Source organism: Boseongicola sp. (assembly GCF_057460485.1).
Map to the genome: position 1 here is coordinate 1 of NZ_JBVCWP010000201.1, position 6,960 is coordinate 6,960.

Annotated in this window: 6 protein-coding genes; 2 read left to right on the forward strand and 4 right to left on the reverse strand. The window is 52.7% G+C overall.

Going from position 1 to position 6,960, the window contains the following annotated elements:
* Positions 1 to 37: 37 nt before the first annotated feature.
* Together AC221Y_RS17675 and AC221Y_RS17680 are read right to left on the reverse strand one after the other, a co-directional pair.
* The gene (locus AC221Y_RS17675) at positions 38 to 433 is read right to left on the reverse strand and encodes a VOC family protein (protein WP_486707889.1); all 396 of its coding nucleotides are present in this window, start codon (positions 431 to 433) and stop codon (positions 38 to 40) included.
* A 112-nt stretch (positions 434 to 545) separates the two neighbouring features.
* Positions 546 to 839 carry a ribbon-helix-helix domain-containing protein gene (locus tag AC221Y_RS17680; RefSeq protein ID WP_486707890.1) on the reverse strand — a complete coding sequence of 98 codons (294 nt, stop codon included), beginning with the start codon at positions 837 to 839 and terminating at the stop codon, positions 546 to 548.
* Here AC221Y_RS17680 and AC221Y_RS17685 point away from each other — a divergent pair.
* A complete protein-coding gene (locus AC221Y_RS17685) occupies positions 838 to 1,641 on the forward strand; it encodes a GntR family transcriptional regulator (protein ID WP_486707891.1) in 804 nt (267 codons plus the stop codon). The genes AC221Y_RS17680 and AC221Y_RS17685 overlap by 2 nt on opposite strands.
* 278 nt (positions 1,642 to 1,919) lie before the next feature.
* On the opposite strand, the gene AC221Y_RS17690 is transcribed toward AC221Y_RS17685, so the two are convergent.
* The gene (locus AC221Y_RS17690; protein WP_486707892.1) at positions 1,920 to 4,277 is read right to left on the reverse strand and encodes a transketolase-like TK C-terminal-containing protein; all 2,358 of its coding nucleotides are present in this window, start codon (positions 4,275 to 4,277) and stop codon (positions 1,920 to 1,922) included.
* Between the two features lie 88 nt (positions 4,278 to 4,365).
* Positions 4,366 to 5,376: a zinc-binding alcohol dehydrogenase family protein gene (locus tag AC221Y_RS17695; RefSeq protein ID WP_114284295.1), complete on the reverse strand. Its 1,011-nt coding sequence runs from the start codon at positions 5,374 to 5,376 to the stop codon at positions 4,366 to 4,368.
* 469 nt (positions 5,377 to 5,845) lie between these two features.
* Here AC221Y_RS17695 and AC221Y_RS17700 point away from each other — a divergent pair, with 469 nt between their 5' ends.
* Positions 5,846 to 6,757, forward strand: coding sequence for a substrate binding domain-containing protein (locus AC221Y_RS17700; RefSeq protein WP_486707893.1), 912 nt, complete (start codon positions 5,846 to 5,848; stop codon positions 6,755 to 6,757).
* Positions 6,758 to 6,960 lie beyond the last annotated feature (203 nt).

Sequence of the window (6,960 nt, forward strand, 5' to 3'; positions counted from 1 at the left end):
CCTTGTGTTTTATACATCACTGTTCCTCCCTTTGATGTCATTTGAAACGACCGCCACGTTCGAGCACCTCGATCTGGTACCCATCGGGATCGGCCACAAAGAAGAACCGCGCGACGATCTCGCCGGCGGGTGCGAATTCAACGAGTTTTCTGGGGGCAAGGCCTGCGGCCTCGAACCGCGCATGTTCACTGTCGAGGTCCTCAACGGAAACCGCGAGGTGACCGTATCCGTTGCCCAGATCGTAGGCCTCGGTGGCGCCTTTGTTGATCGTCAGCTCAAGCTCGAACTCCGACTCAGCATTACTGAGGTAAACGAGGGTGAACTCTGGGAAATCGAGCCTGTCGGCCACGTCGAGACCAAAGGCGGTCTTGTAGAATTGCACGGATCGCTCTTCGTTGAGGACCCGGATCATTGAATGGATTTGTTTGGCCAAGGGTGACTCCCGCAGTTCAGTTGCTGATGCAAGAATCAGTCTAGAGGGAGTTCATTCAGTGGAGGTAGGACGCCTGTACTACCTGTTTGGAATGTCTGATGTGATGCTGGATTTATTCCGCAGCAATAGCTGTAGGCACGTGATGATTCCGCAGTTCCATGAACTTCAAACAGGCACAGCGCAGAAGAGAGGTGAAATTGGATGGCTCGCCGCTCAATTCCAGCACTTCCGAGTGAAGTGTCGAGACGAAACAAGGCGTGCTCATTTCGTCTCGGGCCGCCATTTCATCAAGAATATCCCAAAAGGCATTCTCCAAGCGGATGCTGGTACTTTGGCCGTTCAGGCGCAGACGTCGGTTGGTGGTTGCGTAGCGCTGAGGCTCTTGGCCGGCAAAGACGTGACACATGTTCGATCCTCCCAAGCGATGCTTCATCTCACTTGGCGATGTGGAATTCGAAGCAAGCCTTATTTTCGTATACGAAATACGAAATAATGTCTACATCTTCTGTACGAAGACGATAGTGTCTGCGCAGAACACGATCCGAACAGGGGAGCACATGGACTCGATTTCACCTGCTAAGTCTTTGGTAGAACGCACCTATGATGCCATTCTTGCTGCGATCTGTTCCGGTGAGATCCTGCCCGGTGAGCGGCTGAACCAAGACGAAATCGCTGCCCGTCTCAACGTGTCGAGACAACCTGTGAACAGCGCAATTTCAATTCTGAAGGCCAATGGATTCGTCTGTGACACCGGCCGACGGGGATCGGTCGTCACAGAACTCGGACCGACACAATTGCATGAGGTCTATGAGTTCCGCTTGGTGATCGAACCCTTCGCCGTCGAATTGGCGTCAGCTCGTCTGCCAGTGGACGCCGAATTACAGGCGCGCCGTGTCCTCGATGCGGGCCGGAGCGTCTTGAGAACCTCCAACGTCCAGGCACTTATTCAAGCCGATGCCGACTTTCATCAGCAGATCTACAAATGGAGCGGAAACCACGTGATCGAAAGTTCGATGCACGTGAACTGGCATCACATCCGACGTGCAATGGCGGGGATCTTGCACCAACGTGATTTGGCCGAACTCTCATGGGATGCGCACGAAGACATCATCCATTTGCTCTTGGACGGAAAAAAGAAGGCCGCCAAGGAAGCAATGCAAGAGCACATCAAAGAGGCCAGCACTCGTGCGCTTTCCGCAATTCGATAGAGAATTTCGAAGCGAAACAACGCGAAGAGATCAAATGGAGGACTGCTTTCCGGTTACCTAGAGTCGGAAAATTACTTTCGGCCCAAATGTATGTACCGGCTGCTGTTCGCAGCGAACGGCAGGTTTGAGCCCTCTTTAACAGATGCTGCCTTTCGCATGAATGGCGGCTTCTATGACAACACCTACCTTTTTCTTATCAAGTCGCCGCTTGCTTCATGGTGAGAGATTAGAGGCAGCCAAAGCGGTCCAGAAGCTGCTGCACTCATTGTTAATTCTCCTTAAGGTCCAGTTGCTCGCAAAGCGCGCTTAACAATGCGTTCCGCGGTCAGATCGTAGTGATGATAAAGATCTTGGATCGTTCCTGTTTGCCCGAAATGTTCGACGCCCAATGCAACAGTTTTGTGGCCACAGACCGATCCAAGCCATGCTAGTGTTGCGGGATGACCATCAATTGCCGTGACTAATGTGCAATGGCTGGGGAGCTCTGACAAAAGCTTTTCAGCATGGCTGCGTGCATGTGTCGCGCCATCAGCGCGCACTCTTTGTCCAGCGGTCCAACCCGCGTTCAACCGGTCCGCTGATGTGACAGCTAACACGCCAACATCCCGACGTGATTGTTGCAATTGACCAGCCGCTGCTATCGCCTCTGGGGCAACCACACCCTGATATGCGATCACTAGGTCACAGTTTGGGCCAGGAGGTTTTAGCCAATAAGCACCGTCAATCGCGCCTTGACGAAACGCGTCGTCCCTCCGCGTGCCCGGCTGTTCGATCGGGTTCGTGCTCAGGCGAAGGTAGACAGATCCACCGGTTTCATCCCGCAGCCAAGTGCGTTCATCAGGATCGCCAGAGCCGTCCTTTTGCAGGTATCCAAAGGCCCATTCCATGATCACGGCCAACTCGTCGGCGAAAGCGGGTTCAAACGCGGCAAGGCCGTCTTGCGACATTCCAATCAAAGGCGATGCGATGGATTGGTGCGCGCCCCCTTCAGGGGCCAATGTGACGCCCGAGGGTGTGCCAACAATCATAAATCGCGCATCTTGATAACAGGCGTAGTTCAACGCATCGAGACCCCGAGACACGAAGGGATCATAGACCGTGCCAATTGGGATTAGCCGTTTGCCAAACAACGAATGAGAAAGTCCTGCCGCCGCCAACAACAAGAACAAGTTCATCTCGGCGATACCAAGTTCGATATGTTGACCCTCTGGCGCGAAGTCCCACTTGGCGGTTGATGGAATGTTCTCTGCTTTGAAGGTGTCTGCCTGATGCTTGCGCGCAAACAATTTGCGGCGATTGACCCACGGCCCCAAATTGGTCGTTCCAGTGACATCAGGAGACGTTGTCACGATACGCTCGGCCAATAGACTGTCGCCTTTGGATAGTTCATCAAGGATTTTGCCGAACGCCATCTGGGTCGAAATTTCGCGATCTGATGACAGCCTAATCGCAGGAACATCAATCAAATCATCATCGAAACGGCGCGGGCCTTTGGCAAAGAATGCTGTCTTCGCCAATTGCGACGCAAAGGAATCGGGATTGGGAATGGTTGCGTATTTACTCCACTCATCGCCCTCGGCTACGCCCATGTAACGCTGCCATTCACTCATCTGGATCTTGTTCATCAACCCACCATGGTTGTCTTTGTGACCCGCGATCGGCGTGCCCCAGCCCTTAATCGTATAGGCGAGGAAACAAACGGGGCGGTCATGATCGATAGCTGCAAATGTATCGGCCATTGTTGCCACACAGTTCCCTCCGAGATTCTCCATTAAGGCGGCCAATTCTTCGTCGCTGCGTCGGCCGATCAAGGCACTCACATCACCCTGATCACCCAAAACTTCCATGAGCCGCTCGCGCCAGACAGCACCGCCCATAAACGTCAGCGCGGAATAAAGCTGGTTGGGGCAGTCATCGATCCACTGACGAAGTTTGTCGCCACCCGGTTCATCAAACGCCGCCCGCTGCAATTGGCCGTATTTGACACGTACAACATCCCAACCAAACGCTTCGAAAATCTGTTCTACGCGCTTGAACAACCCTTCACGGACAACTCCATCAAGAGATTGACGGTTGTAGTCGATAATCCACCAACAGTTGCGCAGATCGTTTTTCCAACCTTCTTGCAGTGCTTCATAGATGTTGCCTTCATCCAGTTCGGCATCTCCTACCAGCGCAATCATCCGGCCAAGTTTATGAGATTTTCCCCATTCCTTTGCCTGGATGTAATCCTGCACAAGTGACGCGAATGGGGTGATGCCAACACCCAGACCCACTGACCCTGTCGAGAAATCGACATCGTCAATATCCTTAGTTCGACTTGGATAGCTCTGCACACCACCAAAGCCCCGGAAGTTTTCCATTTTCTCAAGTGTCTGATTACCCATGAGATATTGGATTGCGTGAAACACAGGCGACGCGTGCGGCTTAACCGCCACCCGATCTTCTGGGCGCAAAGCTGAGAAATAGAGCGCTGTCATGATCGAGATCATCGACGCCGAAGAGGCTTGGTGCCCGCCCACCTTAATCCCATCTGCCTTGGGACGAATGTTGTTTGCATTGTGAATCATCCAGTGGGACAGCCACAGCAGCCGCTTTTCGATAGTTTTCAAATAGGCAGGATCTGTGTGTGGCATGTCTGTTTCCAATTGGAATTGTTGCTGGATTGGTGAAAGCCGCGAGTGCTCAGTTAACCGGAACACTCATGCTGCTTGGGGTCTTCGCTTAGAAGCCTTCGACGACGATCTTGCCCTTTGCTTGACCTGTCTCAATCAAGCGGTGCGCTTCCCGCATGTTGGCCGCATTGATCGGTGTAAGGATCTGGGACACGGTGGTTCTTATCCGGCCTGCATCGATCTCGTCGGCGACGTAGCTCAGCAATTTGTGCTGTTCGATCATGTCAGTTGTTTGGTGCATTGATCGGGCGAACATAAACTCCCAGTGCAGGCTGGCGGCTTTCATTTTCATACCGGCCATCGGCATTGGTGCATCTGTGTCGTCAATGGTGACAATACCACCCTGAGGGCGGATCAGTTCAACGGCGGTATCCCAATGGCCCATGTCGTTAAAAATTGCGACGTGATCGACGTGGTGCATTGCCAAGGCGCGAACCTGTGCCACCATATCCTCGCGGTGGTTCACAACATGATCTGCGCCAAGCTCTGTTACCCATGCGGATGTTTCGGGCCGTGAAGCCGTTGCTATCACAGTCAAACCAGCGGCTTTTGCAAGCTGGATGCCAATCGAGCCTACACCACCACCTGCGCCGATGATCAGGATCGACTGACCTTTATTGGTACCATTGCGGTCAATACCTAAGCGATCAAAGAACGCCTCATAGGCTGTGATTGTCGTAAGCGGCAGAGCTGCAGCTTCAGCATGTGACAGTGATTGGGGTTTGCGCCCAACAATCCGCGCATCAACCAAATGGAATTGTTGGTTGGTGCCAGAGCGTGTGATGTCACCAGCGTAATAAACCTCATCGCCCGGCTTAAAGTTAGTGACGTCTGGGCCGATGGCTTCAACGACGCCCGAGGCATCGTAGCCAATTACTCTTGGTGCTTCTTCAACATGGTCTTTGGGCGCTCGTACTTTGGTGTCGACTGGGTTCACGGCAATGGCTTTCACCTGGACCAAAATATCATGGCCAGTGGGTGTAGGCATGTCGAGGTCTACATCGAGAAACGCATTTGGGTCTTCGATAGGCAAGTAGTGTGTGAGTGCGACGGCTTTCATGGGCTCGATCCTTTGGTATGTGTGTTTTAGAACGGCGGAATTGCTACCTTGGCTGCGTGATGCGACGGGATCGATTAGGGATACTGTTCCATCCGACGAAGGACCGTAAGCAGCTATGGAAATGCGAGCAATTCGTTTTGTCCTGTTTTCTGAAATTGTTTGGCGTCGTGCTAAGCGTGTTGTTTTGCCCGGGCAGTAGTTTGGACCATTGCTGCGATTTTGGTCATGCCCCGCGCAATTGTGGAACGAATGAACTGCAAGCCAAAGGCTAATGCTTCAGCTCGTTTGGTATGGGCTTGACGCATCCCTTCTTGGATTTGGTGTTGTGTGATCTGTGTCATTGTCTTGCCTTTCGTTCCTGCTTGAGGGCGCTGTATGGGTCGACGCCATTGTTGAAGAACACTTAGCTGCCTCGCGCAGTCAGGATAATTGACCTTGAAGTACAATCTCTATTTGATAAATCAGGATAATGAGCTTTGATCTGAAAACTCTGAAACTCTATGTCCGTGTGGCTACCGTTGGTGCGATTGCGCGGGCAGGTTTGGAGTTTGGATTTTCGGCAACGACCTCATCCCAACGCATCCAGGCACTTGAGGCGCAGATCGGATGCAAGTTACTGAACAGGACCACCCGTTCTGTGTCGTTATCGGCTGATGGTGAACTGTTCCTTGCTCACGCCAAGAAAATTCTAGCGGACGTCGATGATGCGATCACCGACATGCAGGGTTCGGAGACGAGCTTGCGCGGTGAATTGCGGGTGGCTGCTTCAGCATCCTTTGGGCGTAGATATATCGCGCCCCATATTGGCGAATTTCTCCGCCTTCATCCTGATGTGTCCATCAACCTTGAACTCAGCGACACCACCTTCGACATTGTGCAACATGGTTTCGATTTGGCGATACGCATCGGTGCCCTTGCGCCTTCTACGTTGATGGCACGCAAAATCGCAGACAATCCGCGCATTCTTGTGGCGTCGGCTGATTACCTAAAGGTATCGGGAACACCGATGTCTCCTGCTGAGCTGTCAAACCACAATTGTATCGTTCTCAATGAGAACAGGATTTGGGGCCTGCGCGGCAGCGACGGAACGACTACCGAAGTTCGTACACAAGGCAATTTCACTACCAGCTACGGGGAAGCGCTAACAGAAGCCGCTTCTGCAGGGGCAGGGATTGCATTGAAATCTAAGTGGGATGTCTTGGAGCAACTTATTGATGGGACACTTGTCCCCGTCCTGCCCCGCTTCGCTGTCGAGCCCGAATGGAGTGTTTGGGCCGTCAGGCCACCAGGCCGACTTATGTCAGCGCGTGTTCGGGTGTTCACCGAATTCATTGAGAATAAGTTGGCGACGGCGCTCGTTCAATCATCGGCAGCCATCTAAAGCTCAGACTTTGATGAGCTTCAAGGGAAGGCGGCTGCGTTATCATTAAACCAGACATTGACGCACTTGCAGCGAAAGTCTGTAAAGTCCCGCATAGCAGACATCTAAGCAGCTGGAACTCAACGTCCGCTTCCGTGCAACACTGAGCCGAACTGGTGTTACCAACTGCACTGCTAACACTCTGTTCAAACACAGTGTTTCAG